This window comes from Pseudodesulfovibrio sp. 7M6 (assembly GCF_050058625.1).
Taxonomy (GTDB): domain Bacteria; phylum Desulfobacterota; class Desulfovibrionia; order Desulfovibrionales; family Desulfovibrionaceae; genus Pseudodesulfovibrio; species Pseudodesulfovibrio salinus.
This window is the reverse complement of record NZ_CP188816.1, coordinates 3,204,626-3,223,221: the sequence shown is the minus strand read 5'-3', so window position 1 is coordinate 3,223,221 and position 18,596 is coordinate 3,204,626. Positions and strand designations below refer to the sequence as shown.

The following is an 18,596-nucleotide window of genomic DNA, read 5'->3' as shown; positions in this document are numbered from 1 at the left end:
CTGCCGGGATCAGGTCTTTTACCGCTTTTTCGGGTCCGGCAGCATCACGGTCATTGTCGTGCCGGATTCCTCGGAGCTTTTGCAGGCGATGGAGCCGCCCATGGCTTCAGCTATGAGCCGGGCGGAGTAGGTGCCCAGCCCGGTGCCGCGTTTCTTGCCTTCGGTCACGTATTTTTCGAACACGTTGCAGCGGATGGCTTCCGGCACCGGCTTGCTGTTGTGCATGGTCAGAATGACGGCATCCTGTGTGCGCTGGATGTTCAGAATCACCTCGCCGCCCAGCCGTGACCCTTCCACGGCGTTTTTCGCCAGATTGGAGAGCATGGAGTAGAGGAGGGACTCCTCGCAGGCAAAGGGCAGTTTTGTGCTGCCCGGTACGTTTCGTCCTTCCAGGGTGATGCGCAGCCTTACCCCGGAGGCCCGGAGGTTGTCCTGCTGGTCCCTGGCAACACCGCCCACTATGGCCATTATATCGTTTTCCCCCGGTGTATATACGTATGAGCCGGTCTCCATCTTGTAGAGATCAAGCGACATGTTGATCATCCGCAGCAGCTTGTTGCCTGCTTCCCGGATGAAGCGCAGTCCTTCGCGCTGGTCGTCGGTCAGGTTATCCCCGGCGGCGAGGATCATGGCGGGCAACCCGATGATGCCGTTGAGCGGGCCTTTGAGGTCGTGCCGCATGATCCGGTCCACGTCCTCGCGCAGGGTTTCGAGTTTTTTCTGTTCTGTTATGTCGATGAAGCTTTCCAGCAGATGCTCCCGTCCATTGATCATGACCTTGCTGACGGTCTTGAGGATGGGGATGGTCTCTCCCGAGGCCGTGCGCATGGTCCGTTCCTGGTTGGTCATGGTCTGGCCCATGTCCAGAACCGGGCAGGTCGGTTCCGGTGTCGGGCAGAAGCATCCACTGCACGGCTTGCCCACCAGTTCGTCGTGGGAGAGGCCCACCATGCGCAGCGTCTGCGGGTTTGCGTCCAGAATGATCCGGGTTTTCGGCTCCACAAGGAGCACTCCGGCCTGCATCCCGTCGATGGTGGTGCACAGCCGTTCATACGCTTCCTCCAGCTCGGCGGTGCGCTGTTTTACCTTGTCGTCCAGTTCCCTTGCGTAATTCTCCATTGCCCGGTGCATGTCCTGGTTTTCCATGGCATGGGCGGCTGCCTGCATGACAACGGCAAAGAGGCGTAAGGCAATGTCCGATATCCGATCCTTGCGTTCGGCCAGTCCCCCTACGAACATGCCGAGCACACGGAAATTCGTCTTGAGCGGGCGCAGGAGGATATGATGCGATTTGTCCCCGCTTAAAAAGAAAGTGTTGTCGTTGGCCTGCAAGGCATGGGAAAAGGAATAGTCCGCGATGAGGGCACGGATTTCGTCGTCGAGTTCGCCTGCGGCCTGAGGGGGATCGGTCAGGGCCCGGTCGAAATCGCCGGTCTCGTCGTTTGCCAGATAGATGGAGATTGCCCGAAACGGCAACATCCGGTTGGCTCTGGAACAGATGTCCTTCAGCAGTTCCGGGCAGTTGCCCCTTTCCTGTGATGCAATGGCGAAGGAAGCGAGATCCCCAGCCATGTCCAGGGCTTCCAGGGCCGCGTCCCGTTCTTCTTCCAGAAAAGCGACCTGGCGCTCCAGAAAGGTCTGCCGTTCGGAATCGCTCATATTCGCTCCAGAAAAACATTCAGCAAATCATCTACCTGGCGTCCGGCCTGAGCCAGAGTTGTGGCCAGGGAGCTTTCCGGCAAGCCTAGTCTGTCCCATGCGCCTTCGGGAATGGTATGGACCATGCCGTTGCCCCCAGTTCCGTAATGCATGGCCGTGGCCAGCACGCTGCCCATGGCACAAATGGCGGCCTCGGTATGATCCCGGACCGCCGGTTCATTCAGTCCGGTGCTGGCCGTGATGATATCCTCCGGGAAGTGCCAGGCGCGGAACAGGGTTCGGGCTGCATTCCCTTCATCGAATCCGAAAACGCGCCGCTGGGCCGCATCCAGGGGGATGCCATTGGCCAGGCTCATGCGCCGGGCCGTTTCCGATGCTTCCGAGGCCTTGCGCAGCATGATCATGCGGCCCACGCCGTGGAGGAGGCCGCTGACAAAGCAGAGGTCCTGGGAAATACCCGCCACCTGCACGCCCAGTATGCGGCATATCGCTGCTGTGGCTACGCAGTGGCAACGTATGGCGGCCATGGCTTGCCGGTCAGTTGCGTTTCGGAACGTGTTCATTACCGTCACGCCGAGGGCGAGTTGGGTCAGTCCCTGCGTGCCCACCAGGGCCACGGCCCGGCTCAGGGAATCCACCGGCTGGCTGTATCCGTACAGGGCGCTATTGACCAGTTTGAGCAGGCTGGCGGAAAGACCTGGGTCCTGAGCGATGATGTCGGCCAGGGAGCTGGATGAGGAGGCCGGGTTGTTCAGGGCTTCGACGATGCGGCGGTATATTTCCGGGAACACGCCGAGTTGCGTGTCGTTGTGAAGAAAAGCCTCCGCGTCTGCAAACAAGGGGGCGGCAGGCAGCTCCACGGATTTCAGGACGGGTTGCGGCAGGGACGGGAGAGAATCCCCCGCCGCCAGCATGTTCACATAATAGAGGATGCAGGCCCGCTTGAGTTGCTCCATGGGCACTATGGAAAGGTCTGCATGGGCAAACAGGGATTCGGCATGGGCTTCCGCCCGGGCCAGGAGATTCGGGGCAGGGACGCTTGCTTCCCCGATGGAATCCGGACGAATGTCGGCTTCGCTCACGCCCCAGATGTTCAGGACGCGGAGGTGGTTTTCTCCGACTTCGGTTCCCGCAGGGAGCAGCAGTCTGCCGTCTGTGCCCTTCACGTCGGCGTCGAGCACCATGCCCGGCTTCAAGTCGTTCACCCAGACCTTCATGCGTGTTGCTCCGTTTCTCGTGCCGGAGCGCAGAAGGTTTTCCGGTACGGGAGGGTTGCGGTTCACCCGATTATGGAACCCTACGGAACTGGGTGGAAAGGTGATATTATTTTAACGGCCGGACGGGGGGCTTAGGCGGCCCGGTTTCGTCCGGCCACGTGCGAATCGAATATTTCCCATGTTTTCAGAAAGGTGGAGTCGAAGGTGCGGCGTTCGACATGGTTGCGCGCCTTTCGGCCCATGTACTCGATGCGCTCCGGGGTATCGACGAGGTGGAGAATGGCCCGGATCAGGGCGTCCGCGTCTCCGGCCGGGAAGATCAGCCCTGTCTCGTCCTGCAGCACGTTCTCGCGCGGGCCGCCCTTGTCGCTGACGATGACCGGAAGCCCGGAGGCCTGCGCCTCCAGCACCACGTTGCCGAAGGTGTCCGTGGCCGAGGGGAAGACGAAGAGGTCGGCCGAGGCATAGGCCTGGGCCAGTGGTTCGCCCGCCAGTACACCGGTGAAGGTGGCCGGTCCGTTTTTGAGCTTGCGGCGCATCTCTTCCAGGTAGGGGCCGTCGCCCACCACCACGAGCTGGAGGTTGTCGCGCATCTTTGTCAGCTTGGCAAAGGCCTCGGCCAGCACATCCAGTCCCTTTTCCACCGACACGCGGCCCACATAGAGAATCTTGGTCCGGCTCTGGATGTCGTAGCGGTGGTAAAAGCCGTTCTTTTTGTCCGGGTGGAACCGGTCCGTGTCCACACCTCGGGGGTAGGTGACGATCTTGCCCGGATCAATGCCCCTTTCGGTCAGTTCAAGCTTGGTGGATTCGCTGGGCGCGTAGATGACCTGCATCTGGTTGTAGAACCAGCTCATGTACCGCCAGCAGCCGTCCACCAGCCCGGCATCTTCGGTAAAGGCCGCCACATACTCCGGAAAGGCGGTATGATAGGTGCCGTGAAACGGCAGCTTGAGAATCTTGGAAATGGCCAGGGCAGCCAGTCCCACCGGGCCGGGGGTGGCCGCCAGAATGCAGTCGTACTCCTGCTCGAAACAATGGGTCAGCATGTCCAGAAATGGAGGGTAGGAGAGCGTCAGCTCCGGGTATTCCGGGATGCTGAACCGGCCCACCGGGGAAAAACTTACCGCGCCCGGCACATCGGCCGCGCCGCCGCAAGTGATGACGGTCATGTCCTTGCCGTGGCGGGCCACCATCTGAAGTTGCTGCCGGATGGTCTTGGCCACGCCGTTGACCTCGTTGAAGGTGTCGGTGAAGTGGGCGATCTTGAGGTCGCGGTTCTGCCTGCCGCCGCGCTTGCCGCCCCTGAACCGTTCCAGACACTGGCGGGAGAAATCCCGCTCTCCGGCAAAGAGGTCGTAGCCGACGAAGTAGGGGGCGAGCAGGGCATAGAGCGATCCGGCCGAGCCTATGGAGTGGAAGACGTCGAAGAGGTTGGCGCCGAGCACGGAGTCCAGGGTGCGGTCCGCAAACTGGGAGATGACCCGGCTGGCGGCCATGGACACGAACCGGCTCCATTCCCGTTCCAGGACCAGCACATCGAGGGTCTTGCCCCGGGCAATGGCCAGCAGGTCCGGGTCGTGGGCGATGATGTCCGCGGCCTCCTTGAGCAGGGTGTCCTGCACGGTGTTGCTGGGGCCGTACTCCCGGTGCAGGGTGGCCTTGCCCCGGCCGATGAGACGCAGGAAGCGGTTCACCAGCCCGGTATCGTCGGTCGCGTGGCCGGGGTCCAGGGCGCCTTTGGCAAAGCGGAAACAGAGGTGTTCGCTGGCGGCATGGCTCATGGTGCGCATCCGCGAGCGGTAGAAGCGGTAGGCGATGCCGTAGAGGTTGTGGGCCATGGTCCGGGGCGTGGCCGCTGTCCCGGCGGGGCGGCATTCCCCGGAGCGGAGGCCCTGGTGCACGTTGTCCACGGTGGGGGTGCCGGGAAATGTCGTGTGCATACGTGCGATGTTCAGGGAGGAGTGGTCGTCGGACCCGCCCATGATCGCCTTGATCCACGGCTCGTCGCCCACGGGATCAATCTTGTGGGTATTGGCCAGCCGTTCGATGTCGCCGGGGGTCAGTCTGGTCAGGATGTCGCGTACCACCTGATTTTGCCGGGCGTCTCGCGTGCCGTTTTCCTCAAACGTCTTGAAAAGTAGCAACGCCTGCTCGAAGTGGGCAGGCGTCAACCGGTCGTTCACCGCGAACAGGGGGTGGGCCAGTGCGTGGGTGATGCCCTCCTCCCTGAGGTAGGGGACAAGGTCGAAGACGTTTTCCCGCACCCGTTGTATGTCCTGGTGCTGGGCTTCGGTGATATCCCACGCCAGGACGTGCAGTTTGCATCGGTCCTGGGGAAAGTAGGTGGTGATTTCCTCGGAGACGAAGGTGTGCGGCAGGTGGGCTATCTCCAGGCTGCCCTCAATGGTGTTGTGGTCGGTGATGGTCACCATGTCCATGCCCCGCGTCCTCGCTATGGCATAGAGCTCGGCAGGCTCGGTAAAGCTTTCCGGGCAGCCGATCTTCTGGAGAATCCACTGCGAGGGGCGCGTGGAGTATTTGGAGTGAACATGCAGGTCCACCTTAAAAGACGATTCGGCCATGACACGCCTCCATTTGGCTTTGCCCGCTCACGCCGAACTCCGGTGGACACACGGGCAGTTCAAAAATGCGCTGACAAGCGGCGCGTAAAAAGTTCCGGGCCGAAGCACTCCAGGCACAGCAGTCCCTATCATCATCCATCCGCAACCCGCCGTTCCCGCAGGCTGTTCAAAAATGGTGAGATGCTAGGCGCAGCGGTTGAGGCCGTCTTCGAGCTCCGACTGGCAGCGCACGCACAGCCGGGCCGAGGGATTGGCCTTGAGCCGGGCGATGCCGATGCTGTCGCCGCATTCGTCGCATATGCCGAAGTGCTTTTCGGTCACTCGTTTGAGGGCGGCTTCCAGCTCTGTGATGCGGGCGCTGCGGCGGTTGCGCACGGCCATGTTCACGCCCTGGAGGGTGAGCTGGCTGGCGAAGTCCGTTTCGTCCGGACAATTCTCCAGCACAAAGGGTTCATTGGTTTCCTGCCCGGTGAGCACGGACAGGGTGTGCATCAGATGGTTGCGGATGGCCTTTCGGTTGGTCTCGGTCATGGGTCGCTCCCGGTTGAAGTTGGTCCGTTGCCCCGGTCTACCCTCATCCCCGCCCCGTTGAATGGCGCTTGGGTTACGGAGTTTCGACAGTTTGCGCCAATTCCAATAGAGAATGTCCGTTTTGTGCCCGTCGTTCCGTTCCCTACCTTGCAAAGCCGTGGACGAACGGGCGCGTTCACTGTACCGTCGAGGTATGAAATGGATATACATCATGCTGGCCTTGGTGGCCGGTGCGGCCATGCCGGTTCAGGCCGGTATCAACCTGCGTCTCAGGTACTCTCTGGGCGATCCCGTGTTCGCCGCCTTCATCTCGTTTGCGGTGGGTACCGTGGCTTTGGCGGTCTACAGCTTTGCCACCCGGCCGGTGCCCAGCATGGCCATGGCAACCTCGGCCCCCTGGTGGGCCTGGGCCGGCGGCCTGCTCGGCGCGTTTTTCGTCTCCATCACCATCATCCTGGCGCAGCAGCTGGGGGCGGCGTCCTCCATGGCCTGGCTCTTGGCCGGTCAGTTCGTCGCGGCCCTGGTGCTGGACCACTACGGGCTGGTCAGCTATGCCGTGCATACGGTTTCCTGGCCCCGGATGGTCGGCGTGGCCCTGGTCATCGCAGGGGCGCTGCTGATGAACAAATATTGAGAAAAGGGAAGGATCAATGCCCATTGCCAAAGATCTCGGCGCCATCTGCCGCATGATCAAGATCGAACACTCGGTGTTCGCCCTGCCGTTCGCTTTCATGGGGGCGTTTCTGGCGGCGGGCGGCTGGCCCGGAATCTGGAATCTGCTGGTGCTCACCGTGGCCATGGTTGCGGTGCGTTCCTTTGCCATGGCCTTCAACCGCTATGCGGATCTTGAGATCGACCGTGAGAATCCGAGGACGCAGACTCGCCCTCTGGTGACCGGCGAGCTCTCCACCCGGTTTACGCTGCTGTTCATCGTGGTCGCGGCCCTTGTGTTCGTGGTCGCCTGCGGACTGATGAACCCCCTCTGTTTTCTGCTCTCGCCCGTGGCGCTCTGCCTCAGTGCCTTCTACAGCTTCTGCAAGCGGTTCACCTACTGGTGCCACTTCGTGCTCGGTATGGTGCTCGGCCTCGCCCCGGTGGCCGGGTGGCTGTGCGTTCACCCGGTATTTACCCCGGCGGCTGTGCTGCTCTTTGTCGGTGTCACCCTGTGGGTGGCCGGGTTTGACCTGCTCTATGCCTGCCAGGACGCGGACTTTGACCGGGAACGTGGCCTGTGGTCCATGCCTGCCCGGTTGGGCATCCCGTCGGCACTGGCGGTTTCCGTTCTGGCGCACGTCGTGGCTGCCGTGCTTTTCCTGCTGGCGGGCTGGGTGGCCGGTCTCGGCAGCATCTATTTCGAGGTGGCCAGCGTTATGGGCGTGGTCCTGGTGGCCGAACATATACTGGTCAAACCGGACGACATGAGCCGCGTCAACGTGGCCTTCTTCACCATGAACGGCGTGATCTCGGTAATCCTTTTCCTCGGCGTGGTCGTGGACCTGTGGCACGCCGCCTGATACTCGGAATATAGCCGGAGGAACCGATGGAGCAGCGACTGGCCGACGCCTACGCATTTCTGCTGAACTGGGTTCAGACCAATGTGCTGACGTGGAGCACGGCCGCCCAATGGGTGTGCGTGGCTGTGGGCTATGTGCTGACCGCATTCCTGTGGCGCGGCTATGAGCGCCGCCTGCTGGAGCGGGTGGATGCCAAGGGCATGAACAGCGTGGTCCGCGCCATTGCCCGTTCCGTGGTGGACGTGGGCAATGTGGTCGGGTTCGTGCTGGTGCTCCGCGCCTGTGCGGCCGTGTTTGCGGATATGGACCTCAAGCCCGGTGTGCTGGACGCGGCCAGTGATCTGGCCGTGGCCTGGATCATTATCCGGCTGATCACTTCCGTGATGCCGAACCGGACCCTGGCGCGAGGGGTGGTGACTCTGGTCTGGGTGGTGGCCGCCCTGTCCGTCTTCGGCCTGCTTGCTCCCATAACCGGATTCCTGAATGATTTGCGTTTCTCCATCGGCCAGACTGCCTTTACCGCCCTGGGCATGATCAAGGGTGTGGTGCTGGCCGTGATCTTTCTTCAGGCCGCCTCACTGGCTGTGCAGTTCGTCAATAGACGTATCACTTCGGCAAGCGGCCTGTCGCCCTCGCTTCAGGTCCTGCTGGCCAAGGGCTTCAAGCTGATTCTCTATACCGGGGCCGTGCTGGTGGCCATGTCCTGGGTGGGGATCGACCTGACCAGCCTGGCCATCTTCTCCAGTGCGCTCGGTGTGGGCATCGGTTTCGGGCTCAAGACGATTTTTTCCAACTACGTCGCCGGTATCCTTCTGCTCATGGACAACTCCATCAAGCCGGGCGACACCATCGAGGTGGCCGGTGTCTTTGGCGTTGTTCACGACATGCACGGCCGGTACACGTCGATCCTGGCCCGCAACGGCAAGGAATACCTGATCCCCAACGAGCAGCTCATCACCGGCGAGGTGGTCAACTGGACGTATTCCGACCGCAATATCCGGCTGTCCGTCCCGGTGGGCATCGCCTACGAGTCGGACCTGGACAAGGCCATGGCCCTGCTGCCCGAAGCCGCCAAGTCCGTCCCGCGCGTGCTGTCCAATCCGTCGCCTGCGCCCCGGCTGATCGAATTCGGCGACAGCTCCGTGAACTTGGAACTCCGTTTCTGGATAGCGGATGCCGAAGACGGATTGACCAATGTGGAGAGTGACGTGCTGGTGCGCATCTGGCACCTCTTCCATGAGAACGGCATCGCCTTCCCGTTCCCGCAGCGGGATGTGCTGCTCAAGCAGGACTCCGCCCTGACCGTGAAGCTCGACAAGGAATCGGACGCCGACTAGGCCATGGGACACCGGCCCGGGCCTCTGCTGCTTCCGTGCATTGAAAAAGAGGCTCGGCCATTGACCCGGCCCCCCGCCTGCCTTATTTTGACTGGCATGGAAACGGATAACGAACTCGGACCTTCCGTAGGGCAGGTCGAGAAAAAATATTTCACTTTCGGCGAGGATGGGGACGGGCTCAAGCTGGACTGCGGCCGTGTGCTGGCTCCGGTGACGCTGGCCTATGAGACCTGCGGCGAACTCAATGCGGACAAGTCCAACGCCATTCTGGTCTGCCATGCCCTGACCGGGGACTCCCATGTGGCGGGATACTATCATCCCGACGATGCCAAGGCGGGGTGGTGGGACCGTATGGTCGGCCCGGGCAAGCCCATTGATACCAATAAATATTTCGTCATCTGTTCCAATGTGGTCGGCGGCTGCATGGGCTCAACCGGACCCATGTCCGAAAACCCGGCCACGGGCAAACCCTACGGTACGACGTTCCCGCTGGTGACCATCGGCGACATGGTCCGCTGCCAGCGCAGGCTGATCGATCATCTTGGCATCGGGACGCTCCTGGCCGTGGCCGGAGGCTCCGTGGGCGGGATGCAGGTCCTGGAGTGGAGCGTGCGCTACCCGGAGCGGCTGCGGGCAGCCATTCCCCTGGCCACCACCTGCAAGCATTCGGCCCAGGCCATCGCCTTCAATGAGGTGGCCCGGCAGGCTATCATGGCGGACCCGGACTGGAACCACGGGAACTACTACGACAGCGGCCGCCCCGAACACGGGTTGGCCGTGGCCCGCATGATCGGCCACATCACCTATCTCTCCGACGAATCCATGCGCCAGAAGTTCGACCGCCGCCTGCAGGATCGGTGCGAGCTGTCCTTTGACTTCGAGGCGGACTTTCAGGTGGAGTCCTATCTGCGCTACCAGGGCAACAAGTTCGTGGATCGTTTCGACGCCAACTCCTTTCTCTACCTGACCAAGGCTGCCGACTATTTCAATGTGGAAAACAGCCACGGCGCAGGGTCGCTGGTGGCCGCCTTCTCCCGCTCGAAGAGCCGCAATCTGGTCGTTTCCTTCACCTCGGACTGGCTCTATCCCACCTATCAGTCCCGGGCCATGGTCAAGGCCATGAAGAAGAATGGGCTGGACGTCAGCTTTTGTGAGATAGAGGCCCCCTGGGGGCACGATGCGTTCCTGATGCCCAATGAGCGTCTGGAATCCCTGATCCGGGGATTTCTGGATCGCGTGTATACGGAAGCCGTGGAGGAAGACCGTGCGCTTTGATCTGCAAGTAATCGCCTCCTGGATAGAACCGGGCTCCAAGGTGCTCGACCTTGGCTGCCGCACCGGCTCCCTGCTGACATTCCTTACCCGAGAAAAGGGCATCAAGGGCACGGGGGTGGAGATAGACGAAGAGGCTGCCGGAGAGGCCATCGCCAAGGGGCTGACCGTCATTCACGGCGACATTTATGAGGAGATCGAGGACTATCCCGACGACGCCTTCGACTACGTGATCCTCTCCCGCACCCTGCAACAGGTGGCGGACCCCACCCGGCTCATCCGCGAGATGCTGCGCGTGGGCAAGCTCTGCGTGGTCTCATTTCCGAACTTCACCCATATCCGCAACCGGTTCCAGATGTTCTTCCTCGGCCGGGCGCCCATCTCCAGGGAGCTGCCCTACGAGTGGCACAACTCGCCCAACATCCATGTGGTGCCCATCGTGGACTTCCGCCGGTTCTGCCGCGACCTCTCGGTTCCCATCGTCAGGGAGGCGGCCATCGCCACCCATCATCACGATACTCGGGGCCGCGTCATTACCTTTCTGCCCAACCTGTTCGCCACCTTCGGCATCTTCATGCTCGGGCGTCCCGTCAAGTAGTGGACCTGTGCCGAGGCCTCTCCCATTGCCATCTCCCTTTTTGGGGTGAGGGTATATTTTATAAGGGATTGTTTTTTAAAAATACGGTATGATTGATCCCACTTATAAAATTACCCTCAAAACATGAGTCATGACCAGCGACGCCAGAAAGACTAAAGCCCAGCTGATAGAAGAGCTAAACCGGTTGCGGGCGCAGGTTCGGGGTAATCCCGTCCGCGATTTTCTGGATAAGTCGCCCCTTCCCTACATGTCCCTGAATGAGCAGGCGGAAATCGTTGCCGTCAACCGGGCCTGGCTCGACATGATGGGCTATGAGCGCGATGACGAGGTCCTTGGCAGAAAGTTCGGCGAGTTTCTGCATCCCGATTCCCTGTCCAGGCACAAAAAGATCTTCAAGACCTTTCTGGAAAAAGGGTGGGTCAAGGACCTGGAATATACCGTTGTCCGCAAGGACGGGAACACGCTGAGAATCAGTCTGGACAGCCGGATGGACGGCCCCAGGGGAAAGCGTCTTTCCCAGACCATCCTGCGCGACATCACCTCGCATTATACAAGCGAGGATGAACTGGCGCACAGTGAGGCGCGGTTTCGCGGACTGTTCAATTCCTCTGCGGACGGTATTGTTTTCACCGATATTTCGGGCAAAATCCTTGAGGTCAACCCGGCTCTGGCCAATATGGTCGGGCGCAGCCAGGAAGAGCTGATCGGTATGTACACCCATGATCTTGCTCCGGATTTATACCGGGACAATATCTTCCGTCTTTTCAGGGAAAGGGCTGTGGTTGAGGACTGCTGCGTTGAGTACGAGAAGGAGTATATCCATTCGGACGGTCACGTCGTACCGGTCCTGGCCAGAACCTGGGTGATTCGGGATGAGGATGGCAGGGCGAAAGGGGCCTGGGCCTTTATCCGGGATCTTTCCAGCCAGGAGGAAATCCTCCGTTCCCAGCGGCTGTATCGGATGCTGGCCGAGAACTCCGGCGATGTCCTATGGACGCTGGATAATGAACTGCATGTCACCTACATCAGTCCTTCCATCGAAAAATTGCGGGGATTCCGCCCCGAGGAGCTGATCGGGCAGAGTGTCCTGGAAGGCGTGACTCCCGCTACCCGCGCGCATATCGAACGGGCATACTGGCGGCTTATTGCCGATGAGGCGGAAGGGAGGGTGGCCGAACCGAAGCTGGAGGAGGCAGAGCTGCTGCGCAAGGATGGCTCCACCCTCTGGGCCGAGATCGTTGTCCGTTCCATTCGCAACGAGAAGGGCGAGCGCATCGGGTTCATGGGCGCCACGAGGGATATCTCCGAGCGCAAGAAGATGGAGCTCAGGGTTCGCGACAGCGAACGTTCCCTGCGCGCCCTTTTCGAGGCGACGGCCGATGCCATGGGATTGCTTTCACGGGACGGCACCGTACTGACCTTGAACCGGAATATGGCATCCCTGTTGCGTCTGCGGAGTGGTGCCGCCGAGGGAGAGGCCATGTTGGCCCATCTTCCCGGACGCATCGGCGACGAATGGGAAAAGGCCTTCTCGCAGGTAATCGACAAGGGGGTGCCCACTTCCTTGCGTGCCACCTTGAGAGGCCGGATGCTGGACGCGGCCCTGTACCCCGTGCCCGACGAAGCAGGGCAGATCACCAAGGTTGCCGCATACCTGAAGGACGTCACCGAAAGCATACAGGCGGAGCAGGCGCTGGAACAGCGTGCTGTCCAGTACCGGCGTATTGTCGAGACCGTCAACGAAGGCATCATGGGCCTGGATGCGGGCGGCCGGGTGACATACGCAAACCGCAGGAGCGGAGAATTCCTCGGGCGTTCAGTCAATGAACTGCTGGGCAGTCCCGTGGGCAGCCTGCTGATGCCGGATGACAGGGAGGCCAACGAGTCCCGTTTTCTGGGAGCGGGGGAGGACGGTCCGGGCCGTTTCGAGTGCCGCTTCCTGCGCGAGGACGGCGAGGTGGTCTGGGGACTGGTCTCGGCCGCGCCGCTGCGGGAGGAGAACGGCGAATTCATCGGCGTGTTCACCATGATTGCCGATATTACGGAATCCAAACGGGCCGAGGCCTTGCTGCGGGAGAGCGAGGTCCGTTATCGCAATATTTTCCAGCATTCCGTGGCTGGCCTGTACCAGAGCACGCCCGAAGGCCGCTTCCAGAGCGTCAATCTGTCCCTGGCCCGCATGCTTGGCTACGATTCCGCCGAGGAAGTCCTTGAGAATGTGACCGATATTTCGGCACAGCTCTATGTCGATCCCAGTGTGCGGCTGGAAATTGTGGCGATGTTGCGGCGCGACGGGGAGATACGTGACCACGAACTGCGGATGCGGCGGCGTAACGGCGTCATTATCTGGGTCTCCGAGAATTCCAGGATTGTATTGGATCCCGACGGCGATCAGGTCCTGTATGAAGGCAGTATTGTTGACATCACCGAGCGCAAACAAGCCGAGGAAGCCCTGCGGCTGACCCAGTATTCGGTTGATGCGGCACCTATCGACATCTTCTGGATCGATGCTACGGGCCGTATGGTTTACGTCAATGACGCGGCGGTGAACAGCCTGGGGTACAGCCGGGAAGAACTGCTGCAGATGAAGATTGGGGAGATCGACGACAAATTCAATGACCGTTACTGGAAGACGTATTGGCTGGACCGGAGGAAGATGGGCATCCGGCGGTTCGAGACCCTGTATCGGCGCAAGGACGGCTCCAGCATTCCCATGGGTCTCACCAGCCACCATCGCCGGTATGGCGGCCAGGAATTCCTCTTTGCCTACGCCTACGATCTGACGGAAAGAAAAAATTCGGAAAAACAGCTCCGTCGGAGCCAGGAACTGCTCAACGAGGTGCAGCATATCAGCCGGACGGGCGGCTGGGAGTTCGATCTCGTCTCAAACGAACTGCACTGGACCGACGGGCAGTACCGGCTACACGGAGCGGCGCCGGGAGACGGCAAACTGAGTCTGGACGAATTTCTGAACAAGTATACCCACCGGGACGACCGGCCGAAGATGGGCTCGATGTTTGCCCGCGTCATCAGCGAAAAACGACCCGTGGAAGTGGAGTACCGTCCGAATAACTCGAGCAATGAAGGCGACACCATCCTGGTGGGCAAGGCCATTCCCGAACTCAATGAGCGGGGCGTGGTCCGCCGCGTCTATGGTTCGACCCGCGACGTGACCCTGGAGCGGAGGGCGGCCAGGAGTCTGCAACAGTCCCACGAACGGCTGCTGACCATCCTCGACGCCATTGATGCCGATATTTTCGTCTCCACCCTCAACGGCGAAGTCGTCCTGTTCATGAACGCGCATATGCGGCAGGCGTTCAACGAGTCCCCTGAGGACGTTATGTGTCCGGAGCTGCTCGGCGCGGAATCGGGCAAGTGCGCTCCCGACGCTTCGTCCTGGCTGCTCAACGCGGCGGGGGAACCGGTGGAGACCGTGATCCGCGAGCGGTATCATCCCAGGACCAAGACTTGGTCACTGGACCACGACAGGGCCATTCGCTGGCTGGGCGACGAGATGGTCCGTATGCACATGAGCGCGGACATCACCGAGCTCAAGAACATGGCCGAGGACCTGCGGGTGGCCATGTCCGAGGCCAAGGCCGCCAGCCTGGCGAAAAACGAATTCCTGGCCAACATGAGCCATGAGATTCGCACGCCGCTCAACGGATTGCTCGGTATGCTCCAGGTCCTCCAGATGTCCGAGATGGACGAGGAACAGCAGGACTTTCTGGAGACAGCCGTGGACTCCGGGCGCGGCCTGCTCCAGATTTTGAACGACATTCTCGATCTTTCCAAGGTGGAGTCGGGCAAGCTGGAGTTGGAGTCCCATCCCTTCGAGCTGGGCGAATTGCTGGAGAGCGTGGTCTCGGTCTTCCGTTTCCAGGCCGAGAGCCGGGGACTGGAAATTTCCTGGAAGATCGACGAGTCGCTGCCCCGGCACTTCATTGCGGACAAGGGGCGGCTGCGGCAGATTCTCTTCAATCTGGTGGGCAATGCTTCGAAGTTTACCGAGTCCGGCAAGATTGAAGTAGCAGGATATCCGCTGGTTACGCCGACGCGTGACGGCCGGGTTCGGCTCTTTTTCTCGGTCACGGATACCGGTATCGGCATACCGGACGAAAAGATTTCCACTGTCTTCGACCCGTTCACCCAGGTGGACGGCTCCTCCACCCGCAAATATCAGGGGACAGGACTCGGCCTCGGCATTGTGCGCAGGCTTGCCGGGCTGATGGGCGGCAATGTTTCCATGGATACGGAAATAGGCAAGGGAACAACCGTGGGCTTTACCATGGTGGCCGACGGTTCGCCGGTGGAATCGGGCGATACCGTTCCCGCAGTGAATTCCGGCAGGCGGGGACTCTCCATCCTTGTTGCCGAGGATGAACGGATCAACCGTGCCGTGGTGCAGCAGTTGCTGGGCAAGCTGGGGCATCGGGTGGTCTGTGTGGAAAACGGGGAAAAGGCGCTGGAAGCGCTTCGTGCCGGTCGGTTCGACTGTGTGCTCATGGATATTCAGATGCCCGGCCTGGACGGCCTCGCGGCCACTCGCGCCATCCGCGAGGACTTGGGGCTTTCCATGCCCATCGTGGCCCTGACGGCCCATGCCATGAAAGGTGACCGCGACAGATTCCTGGACGCGGGCATGGACGGCTATGTCGCCAAGCCCTTTGAGCTGGACAAGCTTGAGGCGGAGCTGCAACGGGTCACGGCCGCGCAGGAACAGTAACCTTCCTCCTCAGATGATGCGCAGCAGGGGCGCGCCACTTTTGCGCGGCAATACCGTACCGATGTGCGCGGCCATGTCGCCCGCGCCCAACAGAATTCCCATGGCCTCGTCAAGCCGTTCCGGCGGTATGGAAAGGACCAGCCCGCCCGATGTCTGGGCATCGAACATCATGTCCACCAGCACCGGGTCCGCGCCCTCGGGAATGAACGTCTTGGGCAGATAGTGATTGCGGTTGCAGATGGACCCGGCGGGCATGAGCCCCATGCGGGCCAGATCAAGCGCCTGATCAATGAGCGGCACCTCGTTCATATGCAGTTCCACTGTCACCCCGCTGGCCTCGGCCACCTCTATGAGATGGCCGCCCAGGCCGAACCCCGTGATGTCAGTGGCCCCTTTCAGAGCGAGTTGCTGGATGACCTCGCCACCCGTTTTGTTCAGCCTGCCGCAGATCTCGAAGAGTACGTCCTCCATGGCTTCGCAGCCCGGCATCTCGCCCTTGACCGCCGTGGAGAGCACGCCGGTGCCGATGGGCTTGGTCAGCACCAGTTCGTGGCCCGGCCGGAACCCTCTGTTCGAGGCGAATCCGTCGGGATCGACCAGCCCGGAGACCGCCAGCCCGTACTTGATCTCGTCGTCCTCCACGCTGTGGCCGCCTGCTGGAACGGCTCCGGCCTCCAGCACGGTATCCAGGCCGCCGCGCAGCACCTCGGTCAGCACCGTACCCGGCAGTTTTTTCATGGGGAAGCAGACGATGTTCATGGCCGCCCACGGCGTGCCGCCCATGGCGTATACGTCGGACAGGGCGTTGGCCGCTGCAATGCGCCCGAAACGGTACGGATCGTTTACCGTGGGCGTAAAGAAATCCACGGTCTGGACCAAAGCCTTGCCGGGGGGAAAAGACAACACCACAGCGTCCTCGTTGTCGCCCGGCTTTCCGGCCAACACGCGGTCGTCCTCATGGGTCCCCAGTCCCGAAAGTGCCTGCTCCAGGTCCCCCGGAGCGATCTTGGCGGCTCAGCCGGCCGCTTTGACCATGCTCACCAATTTCAACTTGGTCATGCATATCTCCTTGTCAGATTCTTTTAGCAGAGAGGCTATGGATTGCAAAGGAGGACGCCGCCTATTGACGCATGGTTGCGTATGTGTGATCTGAATGTCGTATTCAACAAAGGAACGTGTTGTGAAATTTACGGAAAATGATTTGGGCTGGGCGGTTGGCAAAGGCCTCATTTCAGAAGAGCAGAGGACGGCTCTGACGGCGGCTTTCCGGGAGCGTGCGGGAACGCGGGCGGGACTCAACTTTACAAATCTATTGTATTATCTTGGCGGGTTGATCATCATTACCTCGCTGACGGTATATGTCGGAATGAACTGGCAGTCCCTGGGCGGTGTCGGCCATCTGGCTGTTGCCTTGGTGTACGGCCTTTCCTTTCTGGCGGCCGGACATTTCTTCTGGCACAGGACGAAGTGGAAAATTCCAGGCGGCATGTTCATCACCATCGCGGTGTGCATGATCCCGCTGCTCATTTATTCCATTCAGGAACTTTCGCATTGGGGCGGCGCGCCTTCCCCCGGTACCTATCGCAACTTCTACACCTGGATTCGCGCCGGTTGGGGGCTGATGGAGGTCGGTACGATCGCCGGATCACTGCTGGCGCTTCGGTTCTATCGGTTTCCGTTCCTGACCATGCCCCTCGCCTTCACCCTCTGGTATTTTTCCATGGATGTCACACCGGTGATTTTCGGCATGTCCTATTCGTCGTCGCAGCTCAGTTATGCCTCCATGATCGTGGGGGCGATCATTTTGTTCGGAGCCTATGCCGTTGACCGGCGCACCCGTGATGATTTCGCTTTCTGGCTCTATCTCTTCGGGCTGATGGCCTTTTGGGGTGGGCTGACCTACATGGACAGCGGCAGCGAACTCGGCAGGTTCCTTTACGCCATGATAAACTTCGGCCTCATGGTCCTGTCCATTTTGCTGCGGCGAAAGGCCTTCCTCGTCTTCGGGGCTCTCGGCATGGCAATCTACATTGGTCACCTGGCCATGGAAGTGTTCAAGGATTCCATTTCCTTTACTTTCGCCTTGAGCGGGATCGGACTGCTCATCATCCTGGGCGGTATGGTGTACCACCGAAACGAGGCCCGTCTGACCGCCTGGATGGACCGTTCACTCCCGTCCGGCTTCCGCGCCTTCTTGCCGCAATATAGGAAATAGATTTTAGGCGGAGTTCTGTCGGGCAGGGTAAGTATACCTTGTCTTTAAAACCGTTGAGGTCGGTGGCGTACTTAGGATGTAGATTTTTCCGATTATAGGTATTGATCAGATACGGGAAAAAATGGTGGCGCTGCGACAAAAACGCAACGCCACCATAAAGACGAATTCAGACTAAACGGTTAGCCGTTTACAATGTCACAATTATTCCTAAAACGGCTGCACTCCCACGACAGGTAGCGCGATACGGCTTAGAAGGCTGTTATTAAGATCTATATTTGTTTTTTGAGCCATGACTACAAGCGCACGGCTGATATGGGGATTATCCGAGCCCCACTCGATTACGGCATACCCGTGAATCCCCTTGCTGGTATTATGTATATTAGCCCCAGCCAGAATGGTTTTCCCAGACCCAAGAGAGAATGTTTCATCGCATGTTCCGATCACAGATTCAGTTGTCCCTGTGGCATTCCATGTATAAAGGGTGCAATAACTGCTAACATCGATCCCCTTATGGTCATAAAATGTAACTTTGCAATTAACATCACATCCAGAAACATTAGTAATAGCTATCTGTGTTGAAGCTGCGACTCTAGAGTTCGGCCAGATTGATTCAACACCAGGTATAATGACTTTCCCACGTGGCACAAAATCCACAGCATAAGCCGATGAACATATCAATATCGTCAACATAAAAGAGAAAACAAGAGATTTCCGGAACATAAGGTGAACTCCTGTAGTAATAAATAATTAATACCTAAACGATAGACATCAGACGATATTAATTCAGTACTGCGATTGCGGTAGTAATGCAAATCTCTTGATTATTATCAAAGCAAACAACAAATAAAAGTATATTGTATAGATAAAGTAAATGCGACATAGCGAAAAATCACAATGTAACAAGATATGCTCGTTGGACTCAAAGCCTACTTTGCCCAAAAT

The 18,596-nt window shown here is 59.8% G+C and carries 13 protein-coding genes; 7 read left to right on the top strand and 6 right to left on the bottom strand.

Going from position 1 to position 18,596, the window contains the following annotated elements; translation table 11 throughout:
• Window positions 1-18: 18 nt before the first annotated feature.
• The 4 genes from ACI0FG_RS15040 to ACI0FG_RS15025 form a co-directional block, all read right to left on the bottom strand.
• A complete protein-coding gene (locus ACI0FG_RS15040; protein WP_419785820.1) occupies window positions 19-1,659 on the bottom strand; it encodes a sensor histidine kinase in 1,641 nt (546 codons plus the stop codon).
• Window positions 1,656-2,876 (bottom strand): HDOD domain-containing protein, encoded by a 1,221-nt coding sequence (locus ACI0FG_RS15035; RefSeq protein ID WP_419785819.1) that lies wholly within the window; start codon window positions 2,874-2,876, stop codon window positions 1,656-1,658. The genes ACI0FG_RS15040 and ACI0FG_RS15035 overlap by 4 nt, the downstream gene beginning before the upstream one ends.
• 131 nt (window positions 2,877-3,007) lie before the next feature.
• A complete protein-coding gene (locus tag ACI0FG_RS15030) occupies window positions 3,008-5,461 on the bottom strand; it encodes a glycosyltransferase (protein WP_419785818.1) in 2,454 nt (817 codons plus the stop codon).
• Between the two features lie 183 nt (window positions 5,462-5,644).
• Window positions 5,645-5,992, bottom strand: coding sequence for a TraR/DksA family transcriptional regulator (locus ACI0FG_RS15025; protein WP_419785817.1), 348 nt, complete (start codon window positions 5,990-5,992; stop codon window positions 5,645-5,647).
• A gap of 193 nt (window positions 5,993-6,185) precedes the next feature.
• Between ACI0FG_RS15025 and ACI0FG_RS15020 the strand changes: the two genes are divergently transcribed.
• The 6 genes from ACI0FG_RS15020 (at window position 6,186) to ACI0FG_RS14995 (ending at window position 15,439) form a co-directional block, all read left to right on the top strand.
• Window positions 6,186-6,626, top strand: a complete 441-nt coding sequence (locus tag ACI0FG_RS15020; RefSeq protein WP_419785816.1) for a DMT family transporter — start codon at window positions 6,186-6,188, stop codon at window positions 6,624-6,626.
• Window positions 6,627-6,642: 16 nt separating this feature from the next.
• Window positions 6,643-7,506 (top strand): UbiA-like polyprenyltransferase, encoded by an 864-nt coding sequence (locus tag ACI0FG_RS15015; protein ID WP_419785815.1) that lies wholly within the window; start codon window positions 6,643-6,645, stop codon window positions 7,504-7,506.
• 26 nt (window positions 7,507-7,532) lie between these two features.
• On the top strand, window positions 7,533-8,843 hold the full coding sequence (locus tag ACI0FG_RS15010; RefSeq protein WP_419785814.1) for a mechanosensitive ion channel family protein: 1,311 nt from the start codon (window positions 7,533-7,535) through the stop codon (window positions 8,841-8,843).
• Window positions 8,844-8,939: 96 nt separating this feature from the next.
• Window positions 8,940-10,118 (top strand): homoserine O-acetyltransferase MetX, encoded by a 1,179-nt coding sequence (gene metX / locus ACI0FG_RS15005; RefSeq protein WP_419788399.1) that lies wholly within the window; start codon window positions 8,940-8,942, stop codon window positions 10,116-10,118.
• Window positions 10,108-10,713, top strand: a complete 606-nt coding sequence (metW, locus tag ACI0FG_RS15000; protein WP_419785813.1) for a methionine biosynthesis protein MetW — start codon at window positions 10,108-10,110, stop codon at window positions 10,711-10,713. Before metX ends, metW begins: the two co-directional genes overlap by 11 nt.
• Before the next feature lie 130 nt (window positions 10,714-10,843).
• On the top strand, window positions 10,844-15,439 hold the full coding sequence (locus ACI0FG_RS14995) for a PAS domain S-box protein (RefSeq protein ID WP_419785812.1): 4,596 nt from the start codon (window positions 10,844-10,846) through the stop codon (window positions 15,437-15,439).
• A 9-nt stretch (window positions 15,440-15,448) separates the two neighbouring features.
• Here the strand turns inward: ACI0FG_RS14995 and selD are convergent, their stop codons facing one another.
• Window positions 15,449-16,498: a selenide, water dikinase SelD gene (selD, locus tag ACI0FG_RS14990; protein ID WP_419785811.1), complete on the bottom strand. Its 1,050-nt coding sequence runs from the start codon at window positions 16,496-16,498 to the stop codon at window positions 15,449-15,451.
• A 121-nt stretch (window positions 16,499-16,619) separates the two neighbouring features.
• On the opposite strand from selD, the gene ACI0FG_RS14985 reads away from it, so the two are divergent.
• A complete protein-coding gene (locus ACI0FG_RS14985) occupies window positions 16,620-17,654 on the top strand; it encodes a DUF2157 domain-containing protein (RefSeq protein ID WP_419785810.1) in 1,035 nt (344 codons plus the stop codon).
• A 207-nt stretch (window positions 17,655-17,861) separates the two neighbouring features.
• Here ACI0FG_RS14985 and ACI0FG_RS14980 read toward each other — a convergent pair whose 3' ends face one another.
• A complete protein-coding gene (locus ACI0FG_RS14980; protein WP_419785809.1) occupies window positions 17,862-18,374 on the bottom strand; it encodes a hypothetical protein in 513 nt (170 codons plus the stop codon).
• Between the last annotated feature and the right edge of the window lie 222 nt (window positions 18,375-18,596).

Bases quoted from the DNA above. Each gene is read 5' to 3' on its own strand.
- ACI0FG_RS15040 (WP_419785820.1), bottom strand. From the start codon at position 1,659: ATGAGCGATTCCGAACGGCAGACCTTTCTGGAGCGCCAGGTCGCTTTT.
- ACI0FG_RS15035 (WP_419785819.1), bottom strand. From the start codon at position 2,876: ATGAAGGTCTGGGTGAACGACTTGAAGCCGGGCATGGTGCTCGACGCC.
- ACI0FG_RS15030 (WP_419785818.1), bottom strand. From the start codon at position 5,461: ATGGCCGAATCGTCTTTTAAGGTGGACCTGCATGTTCACTCCAAATAC.
- ACI0FG_RS15025 (WP_419785817.1), bottom strand. From the start codon at position 5,992: ATGACCGAGACCAACCGAAAGGCCATCCGCAACCATCTGATGCACACC.
- ACI0FG_RS15020 (WP_419785816.1), top strand. From the start codon at position 6,186: ATGAAATGGATATACATCATGCTGGCCTTGGTGGCCGGTGCGGCCATG.
- ACI0FG_RS15015 (WP_419785815.1), top strand. From the start codon at position 6,643: ATGCCCATTGCCAAAGATCTCGGCGCCATCTGCCGCATGATCAAGATC.
- ACI0FG_RS15010 (WP_419785814.1), top strand. From the start codon at position 7,533: ATGGAGCAGCGACTGGCCGACGCCTACGCATTTCTGCTGAACTGGGTT.
- metX (WP_419788399.1), top strand. From the start codon at position 8,940: ATGGAAACGGATAACGAACTCGGACCTTCCGTAGGGCAGGTCGAGAAA.
- ACI0FG_RS14995 (WP_419785812.1), top strand. From the start codon at position 10,844: ATGACCAGCGACGCCAGAAAGACTAAAGCCCAGCTGATAGAAGAGCTA.
- ACI0FG_RS14980 (WP_419785809.1), bottom strand. From the start codon at position 18,374: ATGTTCCGGAAATCTCTTGTTTTCTCTTTTATGTTGACGATATTGATA.